The 19,763-nt window shown below is 44.0% G+C and carries 24 protein-coding genes; 18 read left to right on the forward strand and 6 right to left on the reverse strand.

The genetic code is table 11. The features are described 5' to 3' along the window. Positions 1–329 precede the first annotated feature (329 nt). A complete protein-coding gene (locus tag KGMB01110_RS10445; protein ID WP_119298202.1) occupies positions 330–905 on the forward strand; it encodes a GNAT family N-acetyltransferase in 576 nt (191 codons plus the stop codon). A 40-nt stretch (positions 906–945) separates the two neighbouring features. On the opposite strand, the gene KGMB01110_RS10450 is transcribed toward KGMB01110_RS10445, so the two are convergent. Then, on the reverse strand, positions 946–1,134 hold the full coding sequence (locus KGMB01110_RS10450) for a YlcI/YnfO family protein (RefSeq protein ID WP_119298203.1): 189 nt from the start codon (positions 1,132–1,134) through the stop codon (positions 946–948). Between the two features lie 174 nt (positions 1,135–1,308). Here KGMB01110_RS10450 and KGMB01110_RS10455 point away from each other — a divergent pair, with 174 nt between their 5' ends. From KGMB01110_RS10455 to KGMB01110_RS10485, 7 genes are all read left to right on the forward strand, one after another. Further along, positions 1,309–2,151 (forward strand): toxin regulator, encoded by an 843-nt coding sequence (locus KGMB01110_RS10455; protein WP_243112788.1) that lies wholly within the window; start codon positions 1,309–1,311, stop codon positions 2,149–2,151. A 236-nt stretch (positions 2,152–2,387) separates the two neighbouring features. Then, complete coding sequence (locus tag KGMB01110_RS10460; RefSeq protein WP_119298204.1) at positions 2,388–3,311, forward strand: carbohydrate kinase family protein; 924 nt, start codon at positions 2,388–2,390, stop codon at positions 3,309–3,311. 146 nt (positions 3,312–3,457) lie between these two features. After that, positions 3,458–4,249: a DUF1295 domain-containing protein gene (locus tag KGMB01110_RS10465; protein ID WP_119298205.1), complete on the forward strand. Its 792-nt coding sequence runs from the start codon at positions 3,458–3,460 to the stop codon at positions 4,247–4,249. A gap of 4 nt (positions 4,250–4,253) precedes the next feature. Continuing rightward, positions 4,254–4,754, forward strand: a complete 501-nt coding sequence (locus KGMB01110_RS10470) for a hypothetical protein (RefSeq protein WP_119298206.1) — start codon at positions 4,254–4,256, stop codon at positions 4,752–4,754. Positions 4,755–4,823: 69 nt separating this feature from the next. Then, positions 4,824–5,267: a YaiI/YqxD family protein gene (locus KGMB01110_RS10475; protein ID WP_119298207.1), complete on the forward strand. Its 444-nt coding sequence runs from the start codon at positions 4,824–4,826 to the stop codon at positions 5,265–5,267. Between the two features lie 305 nt (positions 5,268–5,572). Further along, complete coding sequence (gene rsmH, locus KGMB01110_RS10480) at positions 5,573–6,652, forward strand: 16S rRNA (cytosine(1402)-N(4))-methyltransferase RsmH (RefSeq protein ID WP_119298208.1); 1,080 nt, start codon at positions 5,573–5,575, stop codon at positions 6,650–6,652. A gap of 31 nt (positions 6,653–6,683) precedes the next feature. Further along, complete coding sequence (locus tag KGMB01110_RS10485) at positions 6,684–7,319, forward strand: hypothetical protein (RefSeq protein WP_119298209.1); 636 nt, start codon at positions 6,684–6,686, stop codon at positions 7,317–7,319. Here KGMB01110_RS10485 and KGMB01110_RS10490 read toward each other — a convergent pair. Next, positions 7,316–7,909 (reverse strand): sugar O-acetyltransferase, encoded by a 594-nt coding sequence (locus KGMB01110_RS10490; protein WP_117888569.1) that lies wholly within the window; start codon positions 7,907–7,909, stop codon positions 7,316–7,318. The genes KGMB01110_RS10485 and KGMB01110_RS10490 overlap by 4 nt on opposite strands. Positions 7,910–8,195: 286 nt before the next feature. Between KGMB01110_RS10490 and KGMB01110_RS10495 the strand changes: the two genes are divergently transcribed. Continuing rightward, entirely contained in the window at positions 8,196–9,074 is an 879-nt protein-coding gene (locus tag KGMB01110_RS10495; protein WP_119298210.1) for a DegV family protein, read from the forward strand. Between the two features lie 26 nt (positions 9,075–9,100). On the opposite strand, the gene cyaB is transcribed toward KGMB01110_RS10495, so the two are convergent. Next, the gene (cyaB, locus tag KGMB01110_RS10500) at positions 9,101–9,670 is read right to left on the reverse strand and encodes a class IV adenylate cyclase (RefSeq protein ID WP_119298211.1); all 570 of its coding nucleotides are present in this window, start codon (positions 9,668–9,670) and stop codon (positions 9,101–9,103) included. Between the two features lie 179 nt (positions 9,671–9,849). Then, entirely contained in the window at positions 9,850–10,692 is an 843-nt protein-coding gene (locus KGMB01110_RS10505; RefSeq protein WP_119298212.1) for an FKBP-type peptidyl-prolyl cis-trans isomerase, read from the reverse strand. Positions 10,693–10,987: 295 nt separating this feature from the next. On the opposite strand from KGMB01110_RS10505, the gene KGMB01110_RS10510 reads away from it, so the two are divergent. The 7 genes from KGMB01110_RS10510 to KGMB01110_RS10535 all read left to right on the forward strand — a co-directional run bounded on the left by KGMB01110_RS10510 (position 10,988) and on the right by KGMB01110_RS10535 (position 16,281). Then, entirely contained in the window at positions 10,988–11,770 is a 783-nt protein-coding gene (locus KGMB01110_RS10510) for a hypothetical protein (RefSeq protein ID WP_119298213.1), read from the forward strand. A gap of 1 nt (position 11,771) precedes the next feature. Next, positions 11,772–12,338, forward strand: a complete 567-nt coding sequence (locus tag KGMB01110_RS10515; RefSeq protein ID WP_119298214.1) for a flavin reductase family protein — start codon at positions 11,772–11,774, stop codon at positions 12,336–12,338. A gap of 316 nt (positions 12,339–12,654) precedes the next feature. Beyond that, on the forward strand, positions 12,655–13,260 hold the full coding sequence (locus tag KGMB01110_RS10520; protein WP_119298215.1) for an NUDIX hydrolase: 606 nt from the start codon (positions 12,655–12,657) through the stop codon (positions 13,258–13,260). An 81-nt stretch (positions 13,261–13,341) separates the two neighbouring features. Continuing rightward, positions 13,342–14,619 (forward strand): chloride channel protein, encoded by a 1,278-nt coding sequence (locus tag KGMB01110_RS10525; protein ID WP_117603580.1) that lies wholly within the window; start codon positions 13,342–13,344, stop codon positions 14,617–14,619. A 312-nt stretch (positions 14,620–14,931) separates the two neighbouring features. Continuing rightward, positions 14,932–15,066 (forward strand): hypothetical protein, encoded by a 135-nt coding sequence (locus KGMB01110_RS15545; RefSeq protein ID WP_279220919.1) that lies wholly within the window; start codon positions 14,932–14,934, stop codon positions 15,064–15,066. A 155-nt stretch (positions 15,067–15,221) separates the two neighbouring features. Beyond that, positions 15,222–15,986, forward strand: a complete 765-nt coding sequence (locus tag KGMB01110_RS10530; protein ID WP_119298216.1) for an AzlC family ABC transporter permease — start codon at positions 15,222–15,224, stop codon at positions 15,984–15,986. Beyond that, positions 15,976–16,281 (forward strand): AzlD domain-containing protein, encoded by a 306-nt coding sequence (locus KGMB01110_RS10535; protein ID WP_119298217.1) that lies wholly within the window; start codon positions 15,976–15,978, stop codon positions 16,279–16,281. The genes KGMB01110_RS10530 and KGMB01110_RS10535 overlap by 11 nt, the downstream gene beginning before the upstream one ends. Positions 16,282–16,362: 81 nt before the next feature. On the opposite strand, the gene KGMB01110_RS10540 is transcribed toward KGMB01110_RS10535, so the two are convergent. Beyond that, positions 16,363–17,253, reverse strand: coding sequence for a ribokinase (locus KGMB01110_RS10540; RefSeq protein WP_119298218.1), 891 nt, complete (start codon positions 17,251–17,253; stop codon positions 16,363–16,365). A 187-nt stretch (positions 17,254–17,440) separates the two neighbouring features. Between KGMB01110_RS10540 and KGMB01110_RS10545 the strand changes: the two genes are divergently transcribed. Beyond that, on the forward strand, positions 17,441–18,679 hold the full coding sequence (locus KGMB01110_RS10545; protein ID WP_119298219.1) for a helix-turn-helix domain-containing protein: 1,239 nt from the start codon (positions 17,441–17,443) through the stop codon (positions 18,677–18,679). 156 nt (positions 18,680–18,835) lie between these two features. Here the strand turns inward: KGMB01110_RS10545 and KGMB01110_RS10550 are convergent, their stop codons facing one another. Continuing rightward, complete coding sequence (locus KGMB01110_RS10550) at positions 18,836–19,192, reverse strand: hypothetical protein (RefSeq protein WP_119298220.1); 357 nt, start codon at positions 19,190–19,192, stop codon at positions 18,836–18,838. Positions 19,193–19,376: 184 nt separating this feature from the next. Here KGMB01110_RS10550 and KGMB01110_RS10555 point away from each other — a divergent pair, with 184 nt between their 5' ends. Next, the gene (locus KGMB01110_RS10555; RefSeq protein WP_119298221.1) at positions 19,377–19,613 is read left to right on the forward strand and encodes a hypothetical protein; all 237 of its coding nucleotides are present in this window, start codon (positions 19,377–19,379) and stop codon (positions 19,611–19,613) included. Positions 19,614–19,763: the final 150 nt, after the last annotated feature.

Below are 19,763 nucleotides of genomic sequence, written 5' to 3' on the forward strand. Positions count from 1 at the left end.
TCTCTTTACATTTCTTTTAAATGTTTTTAACCTGCTACCTTCTATTATGTCACGTTAAATGCAAGATTACAATCAAATATTTTTCAATTAGAGATAGAAAATTGGAATCAATCTTGACTTTTTTTGGGTGAATTATCATAATGAGACATCAAAGAATTTTTATAAAGAAGAAAATGTAAAATAGATGAGAAAATATCGGAGAAAAGAAAAAACGGAGAGGGCAGAAAGAAGGAACGGGAAAAGGCAGAGCTCAAAATAAAATCAAAAGAAAAAGTCGAGGAGAAGAACGAGCAGAAAAAGGAAGCAAGGAAAAGAGAGAGGAAAAATAAATGTTGAAGATTACGGAAATAAAGAAGGAAGAGGCGGTTCAGGCGCTGGAACTGATCCATGAAGTGTATCGGGAGATCCCGGAGAAAAGCTGGTTCAGTTTGGATGGAGACAAGGAACTACTTACTTATATAAATGAGACAGGATTTGCACTGAAAGCGGTGGAGGAAAGGAAAGTTGCAGAATGCAGGTGCAAGGAAGGAATATTTGAAGCAGGAGAAGAGGAAGCAGTAGAGAAAAAGTCGGAGATGGCGGCGGTTTTCATAGCAAGAACCGCCAATCTCAGAGAAGAAAATCTGGGAGAGTATCTGCGTCTGACTTCGGAAGAAATGGAGCGGGTTGCGCATATGGAAATCGCCATGGTACGAAAAGCGTATCGCGGACAGGGACTTCAAAAGCGTATGATGCAGGAAGCGGAAAAGCGATTAAAGGAAGCAGGGTATCATTATCTGATGGGGACAGCCCATCCGAAAAATGTATACAGTGTGAATAATTTTAAGAAACTGGGATATGAGATTGTGGCGGAAGACCTGAAATACGGGGGATTGCCACGGTATATTTTCTGTAAAGAGATCTGAAAAACAAGGAGACTTCAAATGGATGAGGTCTCCTCGTTTTTTAATTTTCATCGCTATTAGATTCGGTACTCATATTTTCTAAAGCGTATTCACAAGCTTGAATTACAAAACTTGAAAAGGTTACATCTTGATTAATAATTGCAGCATCAATTTTATTAATTAGCTCTAAAGGAAAACGAATCGTTTTATTTTCAGATTCTTTCTTGTTAGGTTTTAGTTGAAATGACATATTCGAACCTCCATACAATAATAATACTGCAAAAAGGATAATAAATATGCAATGCAAATATACAAGTGGATAACATTGCTAAATGCAATGCGAAATATATTGCACTCATGAGAGGAATAAAGTAAAATACATAATAAGAGTTTTGAAATTCAAAAATGAGGGAGGAAAACGAAAATGAAATGTGAAAAATGTGGAACAGAATATGATGGGAATGAATGTCCGGTATGTAATTCGGGAGGCGTAGGCGAAAGCACCGAAACAATGGATATTAAGGGGGAAAGTGACGAAACAATGGAGGGTGAAGGAGAAAGCGTTAAAACGGAAGAACTAAAAGGAGAGGAGAAAAAATCATCTGACAGTAGTAAGAAAAATTTGAGGATGTTGGGAATTGCAGAGGGAATAACGGCATTACTATTAATAGTGAGTTTAGTTATGTGGATGAATCTTTCAAGCGAGAATAATAAAATAAAAAGGGAATATTCCTCAATAACAAGTGATTATAACAAATTGAAAAATGATTATGCGAGTGTAAAGGATGAATATCAGCAATATAAGAATAAAATGCAACCATATGAGGAATTAGACGAGGCTGAAGCAGAAGCTAGAAAAATAGAAGCGCAAAAAGTTGCAGAACAAAAAAAGGCAGAAGAAGAAAAAGCAGCGGCAGATGCAGCGGCGGCAAAGGCAGCAGAGGAAGCTAAAGGATATGAAACAGGAATAACATATGATCAATTAGCGCGGACTCCGGATGATTATAAAGGGAAAAAAGTTAAATTTACAGGTAAAGTAATACAGGTTATTGAAGGAAGTGGTTCAGTACAAATAAGACTTGCTGTGGATGATAATTATGATACGATTATATTAGGAGAGTATTCTTCAGATATTGTTGCATCAAGAGTACTTGAAGATGATCATATAACAATTTATGGAACGTCAGTAGGAACAATAAGTTATCAATCTACAATGGGAGGAAATATTACAATCCCTGGAATTAGTATTGAACGGATAGATCAATAAAATATTAAAAGAGTTTTAGTTATTGGGCTTAAAGTTTCTTTAAATCGTAAAGAGGATGATTATTTCGATCATTCTCTTTATATTTTGGATTTTTTAATAGATGGTGTGTGTGATTTCCTTGAATGAACATCAAAAAAGCGGTATCATTCTATTAAATGTAAAAAGAATGTAAAATCGAAGAAGTGTTCAGATCATTTTTACAGAAGAAATGCAGACAAAGGAGCAGAGTTTAAGGTATGGGGATTGTAGTCATTGGGGATGTATTTATTGATATTAAAGGGTATTCCATCGCGTCTTATATTCCGCAGGGAAGAAATGTGGGGACAATCGCGCAGATTCACGGGGGAGTCGGAAGAAATGTGGCGGAGGATATCGCAAATCTGGAATTGAAACCGACCTTTGTGGGACTGGTAGATGATGATGCCATGGGAGAGGAAGTGATCCGCAAACTGGCGCGCCACAAAGTAGATACCCGTTATATGAAGAAACTGCCAAACGGAATGGGAACCTGGCTGGCAATCTTTGATAATAACGGAGATGTGGTGGCATCCGTTTCCAAACGGCCGGATCACACGCCGGTTCAGTATATCCTGGAAGAAAAAGGCGATGAGATTTTTAAGGATGCAGACAGTATCGCAATCGAGATCGATACGGACCGGGAAATTGTGAAGAAGACCTTTGCGTTGGCAGAAAAATATCAGAAGAAAGTATATGCGATGGTGTCCAATATGAGTATTGCGGTGGAACGCCGGGATTTCTTAAGGAAGACGGAGTGCTTTGTATGCAATGAACAGGAGGCGGGGATCCTGTTTTCGGAAGATTACAGCGAGACAACGCCGGATGAGATGGCGGAACTTCTGGCAGAGCGTGTGAAGATGGCTCAGATTCCCAAAATGATCGTGACGATGGGCGGACAGGGAGCCGTCTATGCGGATCAGGAGGGCAATTATGGAGTGCGCCCGCCGATGAAAGTGGATGTGGTAGATACGACCGGAGCGGGGGATGCATTTTTTGCCGGAGTCTGTGCCGGGCTGACCTATGGGAAAAATCTGGAAGAATCCTGCGGAATCGGAACAAGACTTTCTTCCGCCGTGATCTGTACGTCAGAAAATATCTGTCCGAGATTTATGCCGGAAGAATTCGGCCTGATTCTGGACTGAGATCAGAATAATTCTGGGCAAAGTTGCATTCATGTTTCCCAGGAAGACTTCCGGAAAAGCGAGAAATGTGTGAATCTGGCATGGTCGGATTCGTGAGAAACATGATTTGGATCAGAGAGAAAGTTAATAGAAAAGAGGCAGTTTAAATGGATTTTTTAATTTTATTTCTGGGGGCAATGGTGATTAGTGCCATTGGATTTAAAAAGTTTGTATGGTTCATTTCTCTGGGGTATGGATTTGCCATCGCGGGGATTGGAGTGGCGTTACTGGTATTGTTCCACGGAAGTCTGACACCGGTTACGGTAGTGCTGTCCGTTTTGCTGATCATTTATGGATGCAGACTGGGCGGTTATCTGCTGATGCGGGAGCGAAGGAGTGCGTCGTATCAGAATACGATGAAACACGAGATCAAAGATGGCTCGGATATGAAGTTCGTTTTAAAGGTTCTGGTCTGGGTGGTCTGTGCACTGCTTTATGTCTGCGAGGCGTCTCCGGTATTATTCCGTCTGCAAAATGGAGCCGGAATGGATGGCGTATCTGTCGTGGGAGCGGTGATCATGGCATTGGGAATCATACTGGAATCGGCATCGGATCTTACGAAAAACAGCTACAAAAAGAAGCATCCAAAGCGGTTTTGCGATGTGGGATTATTCCGTCTGGTGCGATGCCCGAACTATCTGGGCGAGGTGCTGATCTGGACCGGTGTTTTTGTGTCGGGTGTGATTGCGCTGGAAGGATTCTGGCAATGGGCGGCCGCAATAGGAGGCTGGATCTGCATTGTTTATATTATGTTCGGCGGAGCCAGAAGACTGGAACTTCGACAGAACAAAAACTACGGGGACGATCCGGAATATCAGAAATATGTAAAGACGACACCGATCTTGGTGCCGTTTATCCCGTTGTACAGTGTGGCAAAATATAAATGGTTGGTAGGGTAGAAAAATGGCAAAGAAAAATTACGAAGATTTCCCCTTATCGCTGGCAGTCTTTGATGTGGTTCCGGTCTTGTTGTTCGGTGCGGCGGTGATTTTTATCGGAGTGCGATTTGAGAATACATGGTTTCGAATCGGATCGGTGTTGTGTGCGCTTGGCGGAACCGGAAAAGTGATCTGGAAGGTGATCATTGCGGCGACGAAAAAAGATATCGTCTGGATGAACCGACAGATGCGGGTAATGATGCCGTTAGGATTTCTGGGGATGATTGCCGGACTGATCGCGGGGATTCAGTCCGGAGCCGTGAAATGGCCGGTGATAAAAGGAATGGTCTGTAGCCTTCCGGCAGGAGGATTTTTTGCGGTGACAGTGCTCGGAATGATCTGCATGGGCATTTTTGCAGGAAAGCTGGACAGTACGAAGGTACGTTCCAACTGGATAGAGCAGACCACCAACGCGATAGCGCAGGGCTGTTTCCTGTTGGGGGTTGTGAGCTGCATCTTGAAATAGGCTATATGATGGAGGAAACAAACAGCGGATGATAACGTGCAAAGAACTCGGAAAAGAGGAAGTGTTATTATGAAAATATATGTGGATGCAGACGCCTGCCCGGTAGTGGCAATCGTGGAGCAGATCGCAGAAGAGCATAGAATTCCGGTGACGCTTTTGTGTGATACCAATCATGTGCTGATGTCAGATTACAGCGAAGTGATCACGGTGGGAGCTGGAGCGGACGCGGTGGATTTCAAGTTGGTCAGTCTTTGTGAGAAGGACGATTTGGTGGTGACACAGGATTACGGAGTCGCAGCCATGATTCTTGGGAAAGGTGCATACGGGATCCATCAGAGTGGAAAATGGTACACCAATGATAATATTGATCAGATGTTGATGGAACGGCATCTGGCAAAAAAGGCGAGAAATGCAAAAAAGAAGCATCATCTGAAAGGACCGGCAAAACGGACGGAAGAAGACGATAAGCGATTTGCAGAATCGCTGGAAAACCTGATCCGGAAAATTCAGTGAAAATGGGAAAACCTGAGCAGGAAGATCCACCGGATTGACCGTTAAAAAGGAAAAATGAATCCAGCGGATTTACTCCGAAAACAGATGTTTATGGCGTTTACGAAATTCCGTGGGCGTCATATTTTCTTTTTCTTTAAATAATCGTGAGAAAAAATATCAAAGCATTGAAAAGGGCAAAAACCTGTGCTATTGTTTCTTAGGACGTAAAAAATCGTAGATTCGAAGAGCGCTTTATTTCGAATAGAGAGAGAACAGCAGATCAGAAAATTATTTTATTGTCTGTATAGAAGGAAAGGAAGCAGAGGATGGCGGAAAAGGACGCAAGACCGACAAACGCGGAACAGAAAGAGCATAAGCGCCGCGTGCGATATAAAGGGAAATATCCACGAAAGTTCGAAGAAAAATATAAAGAACTGGATCCGGAAAAATATCAGGATACGATCGCGCATGTAATTCAGAAAGGCAATACACCGGCGGGGATGCACATTTCTATTATGGTACAGGAAATCCTGGATTTCTTGAAGATTCAGCCGGGGGAGACCGGATTTGACGCCACACTTGGGTATGGCGGACATACGAAAGCCATGCTGAAATGTCTGGATGGGAAAGGGCATATTTATGCCACGGATGTGGATCCGGAAGAGTCTGCGAAGACGAAGAAACGTCTGGCCGAACAGGGATTTGGTGAAGACATTTTAACGATTCGGCTTCAGAACTTCTGCACCATTGATGAGATTGCAAAAGAAGTGGGTGGTTTCGATTTCATTCTGGCAGATCTTGGTGTGTCCTCTATGCAGATCGACAATCCGAAGCGGGGATTCTCTTTTAAAGTAGACGGGCCTCTGGATCTTCGGCTGAATCAGGAAAAGGGACTCAGTGCGGCAGAACGGCTGGACACCATTTCCAGAGAAGAACTGGCAGGGATGTTGTATGAAAATTCGGATGAGCCTTACTGCGAGGAGCTGGCAAAAGCGATTACAGACGAGATCCGAAAAGGCCATCGGATCGATACTACCACGAAGCTGCGGCGGGTGATAGAGCAGACACTGTCTTTCCTGCCGGAGAATAAAGAGAAGAAAGATATCGTGAGAAAAACCTGTCAGAGAACGTTTCAGGCGTTGCGTATCGATGTAAACAATGAGTTTGAAGTTCTCTATGAGTTTATGGAAAAGCTGCCGGATACGCTGAAGCCGGGTGGAAGAGTTGCGATTCTGACCTTCCATTCCGGGGAAGACAAGCTGGTGAAACGCGCGTTGAAAGATGGATACCGTCAGGGCATTTATTCAGAGTATGCCAAGGATGTGATTCGTCCTTCCGCGAAAGAATGTGCCCAGAACGGGCGCGCCAGATCCACCAAGATGCGCTGGGCCGTGAAAGCGAAGTAAAGGCTAAGAGGTTGTTTGAAGGAGAAAATAGATGGAGTCAGGAAATACATTGGGAAAAGTACTAAAAGGAATTGTGGCGGCCCTGTTGACAATCCTTACATTGTGTGGATTTCAGTACAATTTTAAAGGAAACTGGCTAGTATCGATTGCGGTTGTAGTGGGAATCATTATTATATTATATAAATGGGGACTTAAGAAGATTGGAGAGTTCCTGTGGGAGAAAAAATGGAGAACGATAGGGTCTCTTATCTGTGGATTTTATGTTGCATCGTTTACACCGGATGAGGCGGGGGTTCTCCAGTTCATAGAAACTTTTCTGGCTGGATTTGTAGTCGGAGAGGGATTCCTGTTTTTTATGGCTAAACCAATCCTGTTTTGTGTGAGAATGTTAAAGTATGATGTATTGCATGGATCGGGAGGATCTTACAGTGGATCGAGTAGTACATTCGGTACATACGGATCTGATAAATGGGAGAGAGAGCAGCAGGAAGCAGACCGGGCAAGGAGAGAGGCTGATCAGAGGGCAAAAGAGCGCTACGATGCAAGAACCAATGAGTTGAAAGCAGAGTATGATGCCCGTACCGCAGACGGCTGGGGAAAAGACCGTGCGGCACAGAATTTCAGAAATGATGCGGATTACTGGAGAAAACAGCAGAAAAAATATTAAAAGAGAACCTGATCCGGTGCGATCAGGTCTTTTTTTGTGACCGGACGCAGGACACGGCAGGGGCTTCCGAGAGCGACTACATTTGACGGAATGTCCCGGGTCACCACGCTTCCGGCACCGATGACCACATTATCGCCGATGGTGACGCCACCGCAGACCGTTACATTTGCACCGAGCCAGACATTATCACCAAGAACGATGGGCGCTGAGGTTTCGATGCCTTCCGCACGCTGGTTTGGATCGATGGGGTGACCGGCGCAGGTCAGGCAGACGCCGGGGGCAAGAAAGGCATTGGAACCGATATCTACCGGGGAGGTGTCCAGAATGACACAGTTGTAATTTAAGAATGCCATGCCATGAAAATGAATGTTGAATCCGTAGTCACAGTGAAAGTCCGGCTGGATGAACGTGAGATCGGTACAGGAGCCGAACAGTTCTTTGAGAATCCGAAGCCGTTCTTCGTCAGCATCCGGTGGAGTCTGGTTATAGGCAAAGCAGAGCTTTTTGGCCTTGAGCTGCATGTCATCCGGCATGTGCAGAACATTTCCGATGTAAGCTTTTCGTTGTTTAATAAGATGTTCGATATCCATAAAAGACCGCTCCGTTTCTTCTGTTTGTTTTTGTTGTATGCTGTATGTTTATAGATGGTGTGATCTGATGATTTCGCCGACCAGATGATTTTGTAGTAACTTTGTATTTTTTACTGGAAAATAAGATTACCACAGGTGTTGTGTAGGTGATTGCCGGGAAAATATAGAGAAAAATCTTCTCCAAATCAAAAATATTTTAGCATGATCCTTTTAGATTCGCAAGAAATGGTGTATGATGCAAATGCGAAAAATGTTTGGAAATCATTTGAATTCGAGGAGGAAAAATATGGCAGAAGTTAAGGGAGAGACGATGACATCGAAGATTATTTTGAGTGCAGACAGCACCTGCGATCTGGATCAGGAGCTGAAAGAACGTTATGATGTACACTATTTTCCGCTTCACATTATTCTGGACGGAAAAGATTATAAAGATGGAATCGACATTACACCCGAAGAAATTTATCAGGAGTATTATGATCGAAAGATCTTGCCGAAGACGGCAGCGGTGAATGTGGCAGAATATATCGAGCATTTTCAGAAATGGGTCGAAGATGGATACGAAGTGATTCATATCAATCTGGGAAGCGGGTTGTCCAGCGCCCATCAGAATTGCAAGTTGGCGGCGGAAGAACTGGGACATATCCATGTGATAGACAGCTGCTCTCTGTCTACGGGAACGGGACTTCTGGTAAAGGATGCCGGAGAGATGATCCGACAGGGGATGGATGCAGAAAGTATCGCAGAAGAACTGGAGAAACGAGTAGAAAAATGTCATGCCAGCTTTATTTTAGATACCTTGGAATTTCTTCATGCAGGTGGAAGATGCTCCACGGTTGCAGCGCTGGGAGCAAATGTGTTGAAATTGAAACCCTGTATTGAAGTCAGTACAGAAGATGGTAGTATGACAGTCGGAAAGAAATATCGCGGTGCACTGGAAAAAGTGCTGGTGAAATATGTAAAAGACAAGCTTGCCGCTTATCCGGATATCAAGACCGACATGATCTTTATTACCCACTCCGGGATTGCCCAGGAAGCCATCGATCTGGTAAAACAGACCATCGAAGGAACCATGCATTTTGACGAAATCCATGTAACAAAAGCAAGTTGTACGATTTCCAGTCACTGTGGTCCGAATACACTGGGCGTTTTGTTTGAGACAAAATAAAAAGGTTCCATGTTAGATCGGGCATTTCAGGATTTTTGCATCAACATCGAAAGATAGGAAATCCTGGTGGTATCAGACATGGAATATCCGAGATAGAGAAGGAGCGTTTCGATCTTTTTAAGGGCAGCTTCCCGTTGGCTTTCTGACGGAACGATAATCTCCAACTCCAGATAATCACCGAGTCCCTCTACAGAATCGATACAGGCGGTAACATCCTCTTTGAGGAAATGTTGCCGCTTTTTTTGAACCGGTGGAACAGGGCAGAAACCGATGCTCCTGAGAATTTCATCACAGACGGTTGCGTCGCCGATGGAAGTTTCCAGTTCTTTTCTTGCCATAGAGCGTTGATCCAATTTAGGGCCTTTATAGGTCAGAACAGAAGAAACAAATTCGACGGTTCCGTTGCGTAGTGTTTCAATGGTACGAACACGTAATGCTTCATCGAGCCGGATGAAATCATGGTGCGTGGAGGTATAGTAAAGATCTGATTCTATGACAGTGTCTCCGGTTACGAAGCCTTGAGAATTTAGGGCATTTTTCAGGGCTGTTACATCGCCCTCCCTGATTTTCAGCTTGATTTCCACTTCTACACTCATAGTATTTTTCTTACCTCCTGTTCCGGTTGTTATACGGCGATTCTTTGTTTTAAGGCTTATAAATCCCCTGTGCGGTATCTCGTGAAGATATATTCCACTGTCGTGTGGAAACTATATCAATAGAATTGGGAGACTGCACAGGGGATGGCTTTTACAATGGGATTCGCTATAGACAGCCCTTACTTCACTTCCACAAGTTCAATCTTGAAGTTCAGTTCTTTTCCAGCCATTTCGTGGTTTGCGTCAAAGGTGATACTTGTTTCTTCCTTGGCGGTGACTTTCACTGGGAACGGCTGTCCGGACTGGCTGGTCAGGTAGACCTGTTGTCCAACTTCCAGATCTTCGGAGCCCGGAAGCTGCGCAATTTCTACGGTGAAAATGGCATTCGGATCCGGCAGTCCGTAAGCTTCTTCCGGCATCAGATGGACATTGACAATCTGTCCCACTTCCATGTTGGCAACGGCTTCGTCAAATCCGCGGATCATTTGACCGGCGCCACAGATGAACTGTAACGGTTCGCCCCGGTCATAGGAAGAGTCAAACTGTGTGCCATCGTTGAAGGTCCCCTGATAATGAGTCCGGCAGATTTTTCCGACATTTGGACCGGTGATCGGAGCCGGGCCGCCACATCCGCCACCGCAGCTTCCACACTGTCCGTTGCAGGATGCTTCTTCTTCGGCATACTCTTCGTGATGGTGGTCACAGTTAGCTCCCAGGGAAACTAAAGTTCCGTTTAAATAAGCGTCAACAGCCTGATCGGGATCGCCTTCTGCACCGGAAAAGATTTCAATTCCGGCTTCTGCAAGGGCTGACTGAGCTCCTTCGCCGAGGCCACCGCAGATCAGAACCTGTACGCTCTGTTCTGCCAGAAATCCGGCAAGTGCACTATGACCGGCGCCACCGGAAGAAATGACTTCACTGGAAACGATTCCCTGGTCATTTACGTCATAAATTTTGAAAGCTTCGGTCTTTCCGAAATGCTGGAAAATCTGACCGTTTTCATAGGTTACTGCGATTTTCATATGTATAATCCTCCCAAATTAATATACCTGTTCAGACTAGTATAGACTGCCGGAGTTATTCTGTCAAACCGGCGGCTTTCAGAAGGAAATCTTTGGTGAAATGATTGAAAAGAGCGATGACGCGTCCCACTCCGATCACGTCAAGTAACGTTCCGATTCCTGTGGCAGAGGGATCAAGAGTTTTTGCTCAGGGGACTTTTAAGGAAATGTTCTATGTGTTACACTATACATAGATGAATCTGGTAGAAGATGTGGAAGTGATTCGGAAGATTATGACTGAGATGAAAGAGGAATCGTGAAAAGATACGGCAGAATTCTAACTTTATTATTGGTATTAGGGATTGCGATGGCGGTATCGGGATGTTCTGTGGTAAAATTGCTGACAGGCAGCGCTTCAGAGCAATCAGGGAAAAAGAATCCGTTGAGAGGGAAAGATACGGATGAACGGATTGTGATGTGTATGGAAGAAACCTATCCGGAGCATGAATTTTCGGTGAAAACATCCTTTGATAAATCGAAAGACTGCGGTGTGTTTCAGGACGAAAACGGTCTGGAATTTAAAGTGCATGGACTGGTCTATGATAATACATATCATTTCGGATGTGAAAATGATTATCTGGCGACGATTCTGCGAAATGAAGATTATGTGGATAAAGCGGCGGAGATTGCACAGAGATATGGATATGTCTTTGAGTATGATGCAGAGAATGAGACGACGACATTAACGTCTGAAAACAAGAACAACAATGAAAATGGAAGGGCTGAGTCTGAAACGGATGAACAGACGTCTGATGCATTTGAAGAAGCATCGAAAATGATTCTGGAAATACTAAATGTGGTGGACAGCCCGAAGGTGGTGGAACCGGAAGATACCGGATTTTCCACAGGAGAGGTAAACTTCTATAGCTTTCCGTGTATGAGTGTGCTGGGATGTGATATTTCTTATAAAGGTTCCAGCACTTATGTGCGTTTTAGCTTTGAAGATAAAAATCTTTCGGAAGCCCAGATCAGGCAACGGTTCGAAGAAACCTGGAACTGGCTGAAAGAAGAAGTAGACAATGAAAAGGAGGAACCATAAAATGAGCAGAAAAGAGTTTGGAGCAAAACCATTTTCCTTTCCGCAGCCGGTCTTTATCATTGCATCTTATGATGAAGACGGAACTCCTTGCGCAATGAATGCGGCATGGTGCGGAATCAGCGGACACACAAAGGTGACCATGAGTCTTTCACCGGGACACAAAACGGTGAAAAGTATATTGAAGAAAAAAGCATTTACCATCAGTATGGCAGATGCAGCGCATGTGGTAGAATGCGATTATTTTGGAATCGCTTCCGGAAATACGGTAAAGGACAAGATTAAAGAAGCCGGAATGACCGTAGTAAAGAGCGAAAAGGTGGATGCACCGATCATTCAGGAACTGGCAGTCTGCATGGAGTGCAAGCTGATTTCTTATGATGATCAGACACATCTTATGAAAGCAGAGATTGTCAATGTCAGCGTGGATGAATCTGCCATGACAGACGGACAGGTAGACGTAAGCAAAGTTGCACCGATTACGTTTGATCCGTTCAACAATACCTATCATGTGATCGGAGAAAAAGTAGGGGATGCCTGGGGATCTGGTAAGAAGTTGACAGAGAAATAGAAAGAAAAAGCGACCGTCAAAAGAGCAGTTGAAAATGGTTGCGAAAAGAATAAGAAAGTCGGAATTTTTGCAATGGAAGGGTAGCACATCATATTCTGGAAGTGAAAATGCCGACTTTTTGGCGTGAAGCATACGATAAAAGATTTGAGAGATCTTTTTTGCTATATCAGTACAGAATGTTTTGTTGTATAATAAAACAGTATGAGTGTGAGTGATTTTGGAAAATCCACAAAAGCGTGGAAGATGGATAATTCCGTACTGGCTACAAAGGATATTACCTATAAATATATTGTAGTAGAAAAGAAAGTAGAAGAAAATGTTTGAACAGTTAAAAAACAGAGTGCCGGAAAGAATCGGCTCGGAAAATATCAAACAGTTTGCGGTGATGATCCCGTTGATCCGAAAAGAGGACGGATTTCATATTTTGTTTGAAGTGCGTTCTTCCAAACTTGCTCATCAGCCCGGGGAGATCTGTTTCCCAGGAGGAAAGCAGGAAGGGGAAGAATCTCCGTTGGAAACAGCGGTACGGGAGACGAAAGAAGAATTACTTTTAAACGAGGAAAATATCAGAGTCTATGGAGCATTGGATTATGTTTTGACGGGATCAAACCGGAGAATTGATGCCTGTTTGGGAGAACTGCTTCATTATCAGGGGCAATACAGTGAATCTGAGGTGGCATCTGTATTCATGGTTCCCCTTTCTTTTTTCTGGAAACAAAAGCCGGAGCGATATCAAAATGAAATGCGGATTCATCTGACAGAGGATTTTCCGCTGGAAAAAATCCCAAACGGAAAGGATTATCCGTGGACAAAAGGAAATCACGAAGTGCTGTTTTATGAATATGAGGGATATATTATCTGGGGACTGACGGCGAAGCTTCTGTATTATAATCTGCCTTTGATCTGCGGTGAGAAGATTTGAAATGATACAAAACGGTCAGTAAAAGTGATGGAAACGAAAAAGTTGGAATGAGAAGCCGGAAAATGAGCTGAGGGAGGAATCATGATACAAAAGACAAGAAAAGAGGTGCTGGTTCGTTATATAAACCGACACACACGATATAATATCTTTAATTTTATCAAATGGATTGTGTTGGCTGTGATCACAGGACTGGTGGTAGGCGGAGCAAGCAGTATTTTTGCAAAATGTATTGTATGGGCATCTGCATACAGAACTGCTCATACAATGATATTTCTGTTCCTGCCCCTTGGAGGCGTTTTCATTGTTTTCCTTTATGAAAAATATGGAAGCCAGGACGGTGGAACCAATCAGGTGCTGGCAACGATCAAGTCACGGGATTCGATTCCGTTGATTTCTGCTCCACTGATTTTTATATCAACATTACTGACACATCTGGTAGGAGGATCAGCCGGTAGAGAAGGAGCCTCCATTCAATTTGGTGGAAGCATTGGAAGTTTTTTAAGCCGGCTTGCAAAATTAGACCAGGAAGATACCCATGTGATGATCATGTGCGGGATGAGTGCAGCATTTGCAGCGGTATTCGGAACACCGATGGCGGCAGCTGTATTTGCTATAGAGGTGGCAAGCGTAGGGGTCATGTATTATTCCGCATTGTGCCCCTGTATGATTGCGGCCATCATTGCGTCAAAATTTGCATTGCAATTTGGCGTAAGCCCGGAGACATTTCAAGTGGTGGAAATCCCAAAGCTGACCATTGTAAACGGTCTGAAAATGGGTGTGATCGCGGTAGGGTGCAGTCTGCTCTGTATTCTGTTCTGTCTGATGTTAAAATATACCGGACTTGTTTATGGAAAATATATGAAAAATCCTTATCTTCGGATTTTTGTGGCGGGCTGTGCGATTATTTTACTCACAGCGCTTCTTGGAACTGGGGATTATATGGGAGCCGGAAGTAATCTGATCGAACGGGCGGTGGAGGAAGGTCAGGCAAGACCTTTGGACTTTTTCTGGAAAATGATCCTGACGGCACTGACCATGCGTGCCGGATACCGCGGTGGCGAGATTGTACCGGCGTTTAGTATCGGAGCAACCTTCGGGTGCGTTTTGGGACATGCATTGGGATTTTCTCCGGAGATCGCAGCGGCAGCAGGAATGGTGGCGTTGTTCTGTGGAGTGACGAACTGTCCGGTGACGGCAATGTTGATCTCCTTTGAACTGTTTGGCTTTGACGGGGTATCCTTTTATCTGATTGCAATTTCGATCAGTTATGCATTGTCCGGATATTACAGTCTGTATAAAGATCAGACCATCGTGTATTCCAAATATAAAGCCCGTTATGTCAATCATAAGACCAGTTGAAGGAATAAAGTCAGAGACAAGAAATGATTGTAAACAATATAGAGAAGGGATTGGAGAATGGCCCTGACGCAGAAAATGCGTTAGGGCGTTTTTGTTGTATGCATGGCGATGAACAAAAGACCGGACAGGTTCAACGAAACACTTTATGACCAAGAGTAATAGCTGGAAGGATGAGATCACAACAAAAAGCATAACTTATAGGTTATAATTATATCTATAAATATATATTGGAAATTATAAAAGAACAGACATATAATAAAGCCAGAAAGAAAAAAACAACAAAAACAAAACAGAGAAAAAGGAGATGACATTATGAGCAGAACATTAACAGCAGAATTTACAACAGGAACCATGAAACAGGAAAGAGGATCTGAATGGAAAACAATTTTAGCAGACTGGTATAAGAAACGTTTGGATCTGCTTTATATGGAAGTTTCCAGATTTTAGGATATTACAGAAAAACCGAGTGTTTTTATCATGGAAAGTGCATAAGTTTTTGTCTTGAAATCGCAGAATGGTTTCCCTATAATATAGAAGATAGCTTGAAATTATATGTGAAGGGGAATTGCTTCAGATAAAATAGAGACAAAAGAGGGATGTACATGAGAGAAACAAAGAGAACATGGTTTGCCAAGGGTATGAAGGATGGAATTCCCATAGCCCTTGGCTATTTTGCGGTCGCATTTACACTTGGAATTGCGGCGAAGAATGCAGGATTTACGCCGTTTCAGTCGTTTTTGATCAGTTTTACCAACAATGCATCAGCAGGAGAGTTTGCGGGAATTACGCTGGTGGCAGCGGGAGCCGGTTATCTGGAAGTGGCGATCATGGAGTTGATTACCAATGCCAGATATCTGTTGATGTCCTGTGCACTGAGTCAGAAACTTTCGCCGGAGACTTCCATGATTCACCGACTGCTGATCAGCTATGATGTGACGGATGAATTGTTTGGAATCTGTATTTCGGTTCCGGGGAAATTAAGCCCTTACTATGCATTTGGAGCCTATATGATGGCGTTGCCGGGCTGGTCTTTGGGCAGTGCGATGGGAACGCTGATGGGAAGCGTTCTTCCGGCAAATGTGGTGAGTGCGTTAAGCGTGGGACTTTACGGAATGTTTTTGGCAGTGATTATTCCACCGGCACGAAAGAGTAAGATTTTAGCCGGGGTCGTACTGATTTCTATGATTGCCAGTTTTGGATTTACAAAATTACCCTGGATCAGAAGTCTGTCTGCGGGAACAAGAACTATCCTGCTGACGCTTCTGATTGCAGGAGGAGCAGCGGTACTGTTTCCGGTGGAGGACGAAGAGACACCGAAGGAACAGGAGTCAGACGGAGAGCGGAAAGGAGCCGGAAATGAATCATAATATTTATATCTATATTTTAGTGATGGCAGCGGTCAGTTATCTGATCCGTATGCTTCCGCTTACCCTGATTCGAAAAGAGATTAAGAACAAGACGATCCGTTCCTTTTTATATTATGTGCCGTATGTGACCCTGGCGGTCATGACGTTTCCGTCTATTTTGTCGGCGACCAGCAGTATCTGGTCTGCATGGGCAGCTTTGATCGTGGCAATCGTGATGGCGTGGTACGGACGGAGTCTGTTGCAGGTGGCAGTAGGCGCCTGTGCGATCGTGTTTATTCTGGAAATGTTTTTATAAAGATAACCTTGGGCAAATTTTTTTAGTTTATGTGAAACATATCTTCCGCAAAAGGTTGCATTATTATAAAAAACTAAAATCTCAGAATCGCTCGACGGCATCCGCAGTCGGGATGGCCTGTGCTGCTCCGGCACTTCCTACGGCGATGGCAGCAGCTTTGGATGCTCGTTCCAATGCGGCAGCGACTTCCATTCCGGAAGTAATGGAAGCGATAAAATAACCGAGGAAAGTATCTCCGGCGCCGGTAGTATCTACAACCGGAACAGAGAAGCTGCTCTGAGCAAGACGTTTGGTCTGGTCACAGTAAACGGAGCCTTTTTTTCCAAGAGTCAGTACGATCTTCATTGACGGGAATTTTTCCATCAGCCCGTCTAAAAGCTGATCCGGATCGGTATCTTCTGCCACATCCAAGATCTGAGAAGCTTCGATCTCGTTGAGGATCAGATAGGATACTTTTGAAAGATCCAGGCCGGTGATAATTTCGTTCATAGGAGACGGATTCAGGACAACCTGAAGTCCGCGTTCAGCCGCTTTTTCTACGATATAGGCAAGTTCATTGATTTCATTTTGCAGAATCAGGAAATCTCCGGCTTCAAAATGAGTCAGAACTTTGTCTACATAGTCTTTGGTGATCGCCTGATTGGCACCGCCGTATAAAATAATACAATTGTCTCCGTCTTTGTCGCGCTGGATAATGGTATGTCCGCTTCTGACGGAAGGATCTACTTTAATCAGTTCGGTGTGAACGCCGGCGTCTTTAAGAATCTGAACCAGATCGTTGCCGTCAGTTCCGATGCATCCGGCATGGTAGGTGTCAGCACCGGCTTTGGAGACTGCGATCGCCTGATTCAGGCCTTTCCCTCCACAGTACGTATTTAAAGCCAGGGAAGAAATGGTTTCGCCCTGTTTTACGGTGTGATCTACGTCATAGGTATTGTCGATGTTTAAAGATCCGAAAACTAAAAGTTTCATTGGCACAATGTCCCTTCTGCTGATAATTTAATACTTCTATTATAACCTTAGCAATGTGAGAAAGCAATGGGACAGATAACCAAAAGAAAGTTCATAAAACGAGGAGCGTGTCCCGTCGAAAATTCGACATGGTCTTTCAGAAAACCGGATGCTATAATGAGACATATACAAAAGCGAGGTTTTACAGATGAAAGAAAATTTAACGCCGGGAAAACAAATCGAGAGACTGTGTAGGGAACAGGGGATCAGCCAGAAAATGCTGGCAGAAAGAATCGGAGTTTCTCCGTCGCAGATCAGCAGGATCATAAGAGAAGAAACGAAGAGTGTCAGCAGCGAAATGTTAATGGGACTGGCAGAAGTATTTCAGGTGTCAACCGATGAGATCCTTGGGATGAAACCAAATCAGAAAGATCGGAAAGAAAAGGAAACCTATCTTCCTATGATGTTGATGAATACGGCGTTTGAACCGGGAAAATGCAGAGAATTTATGGATTCGACAGAAGATCCGGATATTCGGAATATGGTGTATGCGGAGTATGCATATTTCAGCGGCCAGCACGAAAAGGCTGTAAAACTGGCGGGGAAATATCTGACGAATCCCAACCCATTGATGGCATTGTCGGCCTGTCTGATTTATTCTTTCGCAAATCTGACGTTGAATCATATTTCACAGGCAAGACAGGGATTAGACATGATTGCAGGAAGCCTGAAGTCTTATGAAAAGAATCGGAGTGGAGATCGAAAACAGGAGGCTCTGCTGGTGTTTATGTCGGCGGCGTCCCGAGTCCTGTTACATTTGCCGGCAGAAGAGATGCCACAGCTATCAGACTATATCGGGGAACTTCCGGAAGGGATGAGACTCTGGGGCTGTTATGTCATGGCGCATGAGGCTTATCTGAATCAGCAATACGAGAAATCTCTGGGAATCGTACAGGCTTGTCTGGCGCTTACCGGGAAAATTTATCCGATCGCAGAGATTTATTTAAGACTGGTGGCGGCCATGGATGCGATGAGTCTTCGGGATCAGGAACTGGCACGAACCTATTTTATGGAAGCATGGGAGCTGGCGCGTCCGGATGACCTGATCGAAGGAATCGGGGAACATCACGGACTGTTGCAGGGACTGATTGAAACGTGTATGAAAGAAGCGTATCCGGAAGATTACCGGCGGATCATCGAGATTACCTATCGGTTTAGCTATGGATGGCGGAGGATCCACAATCCGGACACCAATGAAGAAGTGGCAGATAATCTGACGACCACAGAATTTACCATTGCCATGCTGGCAAGCAGAGGATGGACTAACGGGGAGATCGCGGAATATATGAAGATGACGGAGCGGACAGTGAAACAGCACCTGACCGCGACGTTTAATAAGCTGAATATCAACAATCGAAAACAACTGGTAGATTATATGCTGCGGTAAAATATACTTTTCTGTAAACGAGAGAAGATAAGACTGACCCTATGAAGAAAACAAGAGGGTGACGAATCACCCTCTTGTTTTTATTTATCCCGAAAAAGATTTGCCGAAGGGAATACGCACTATGGCTGATTGATCCGACGAACAATTCTGATTTTTTCAGGCTTGTTTGCTTCCAAGCGCCAGTGCTACAACAGCAAGAACTGCGTTGATCAGACACCATCCGGACCAGATTGTCAGATCGGAGTAACTTCCGTAGTTGGAAAACCCAAGCAGTGCGGCCAGTCCGAATAGAACCAGAAGTGCGATGTTACTGCCCCGTTTTTCTGATCCTCTGGTTGCGATGGAGACGATCCCACCGGCCAGCATAAGCACGGCGACCAGAATGCCGGCAGAGCTGGAAACTTCGCCACTGTCTTCCAGTGTATTTGCCACACCGACGGCGCAGGATTGCATAGCCACCAGTGCAAAAAATATAATCGATAAGATACCAGATACTAATTTCCAGATTTTCATAATGTAAAAGCCTCCTGTGATGTCCTTGTTTTTTACTCTGCGGTGAATGTGATCGGATCGGAATCTGCAATGGTGCTGTAAGAATCCGCGTTGTAAATATGGAACTTCAGCTCCACCTGATCGATGGATTCGATGTCATTTTCTTCCAGATCCTTGGAGAAAATCGTAATGTCATCGTGAAATCGTGAAGCGGTTGCATGACCTGCCGCAACCGGTCATCCATCGGGATATCAAACCGGCAAATCTGCTGATGATGCTGTCCGTAGTGTTCGGATGTTTCAATTATCGGTACATTCAGGCGATCTTTCCATTTTGTAAAAGCGAAAACCGGCTGACTCGCTACACCGGAATCACACTTCTGATTCTTACAATGTTTGCACTTCTGACGCTTATTATGAACATTCTGCGAGATATTTTTTAGCAGATAATAAAAGTATAACATTTTTTGAATTTTTTGTTGCCACCATTTAGGTGGCATTTTTTGTCCATTTTTGTAAAGTTTCGTACGATGTGGAAAAAACAGGGGATTGCTATAATAAACTATAAGAAAAAGCAGTGGAGCACAGGAAGT

This window comes from Mediterraneibacter butyricigenes, from assembly GCF_003574295.1.
Classification (GTDB): Bacteria; Bacillota; Clostridia; order Lachnospirales; family Lachnospiraceae; genus Mediterraneibacter_A; species Mediterraneibacter_A butyricigenes.

Excerpts from the sequence above, each read along its gene's own strand:
- KGMB01110_RS10485 (WP_119298209.1), top strand. The coding sequence starts at position 6,684 with ATGGAGTCAGGAAATACATTGGGAAAAGTACTAAAAGGAATTGTGGCG.
- KGMB01110_RS10490 (WP_117888569.1), bottom strand. The coding sequence starts at position 7,909 with ATGGATATCGAACATCTTATTAAACAACGAAAAGCTTACATCGGAAAT.
- KGMB01110_RS10455 (WP_243112788.1), top strand. The coding sequence starts at position 1,309 with ATGAAATGTGAAAAATGTGGAACAGAATATGATGGGAATGAATGTCCG.
- KGMB01110_RS10545 (WP_119298219.1), top strand. The coding sequence starts at position 17,441 with ATGAAAGAAAATTTAACGCCGGGAAAACAAATCGAGAGACTGTGTAGG.
- KGMB01110_RS10540 (WP_119298218.1), bottom strand. The coding sequence starts at position 17,253 with ATGAAACTTTTAGTTTTCGGATCTTTAAACATCGACAATACCTATGAC.
- cyaB (WP_119298211.1), bottom strand. The coding sequence starts at position 9,670 with ATGAGTGTAGAAGTGGAAATCAAGCTGAAAATCAGGGAGGGCGATGTA.
- KGMB01110_RS10525 (WP_117603580.1), top strand. The coding sequence starts at position 13,342 with ATGATACAAAAGACAAGAAAAGAGGTGCTGGTTCGTTATATAAACCGA.
- KGMB01110_RS10550 (WP_119298220.1), bottom strand. The coding sequence starts at position 19,192 with ATGAAAATCTGGAAATTAGTATCTGGTATCTTATCGATTATATTTTTT.
- KGMB01110_RS10445 (WP_119298202.1), top strand. The coding sequence starts at position 330 with ATGTTGAAGATTACGGAAATAAAGAAGGAAGAGGCGGTTCAGGCGCTG.
- KGMB01110_RS10505 (WP_119298212.1), bottom strand. The coding sequence starts at position 10,692 with ATGAAAATCGCAGTAACCTATGAAAACGGTCAGATTTTCCAGCATTTC.
- KGMB01110_RS10460 (WP_119298204.1), top strand. The coding sequence starts at position 2,388 with ATGGGGATTGTAGTCATTGGGGATGTATTTATTGATATTAAAGGGTAT.
- KGMB01110_RS15545 (WP_279220919.1), top strand. The coding sequence starts at position 14,932 with ATGAGCAGAACATTAACAGCAGAATTTACAACAGGAACCATGAAACAG.
- KGMB01110_RS10465 (WP_119298205.1), top strand. The coding sequence starts at position 3,458 with ATGGATTTTTTAATTTTATTTCTGGGGGCAATGGTGATTAGTGCCATT.
- KGMB01110_RS10530 (WP_119298216.1), top strand. The coding sequence starts at position 15,222 with ATGAGAGAAACAAAGAGAACATGGTTTGCCAAGGGTATGAAGGATGGA.
- KGMB01110_RS10470 (WP_119298206.1), top strand. The coding sequence starts at position 4,254 with ATGGCAAAGAAAAATTACGAAGATTTCCCCTTATCGCTGGCAGTCTTT.
- KGMB01110_RS10495 (WP_119298210.1), top strand. The coding sequence starts at position 8,196 with ATGGCAGAAGTTAAGGGAGAGACGATGACATCGAAGATTATTTTGAGT.
- KGMB01110_RS10515 (WP_119298214.1), top strand. The coding sequence starts at position 11,772 with ATGAGCAGAAAAGAGTTTGGAGCAAAACCATTTTCCTTTCCGCAGCCG.
- KGMB01110_RS10520 (WP_119298215.1), top strand. The coding sequence starts at position 12,655 with ATGTTTGAACAGTTAAAAAACAGAGTGCCGGAAAGAATCGGCTCGGAA.
- KGMB01110_RS10450 (WP_119298203.1), bottom strand. The coding sequence starts at position 1,134 with ATGTCATTTCAACTAAAACCTAACAAGAAAGAATCTGAAAATAAAACG.
- KGMB01110_RS10475 (WP_119298207.1), top strand. The coding sequence starts at position 4,824 with ATGAAAATATATGTGGATGCAGACGCCTGCCCGGTAGTGGCAATCGTG.
- rsmH (WP_119298208.1), top strand. The coding sequence starts at position 5,573 with ATGGCGGAAAAGGACGCAAGACCGACAAACGCGGAACAGAAAGAGCAT.
- KGMB01110_RS10535 (WP_119298217.1), top strand. The coding sequence starts at position 15,976 with ATGAATCATAATATTTATATCTATATTTTAGTGATGGCAGCGGTCAGT.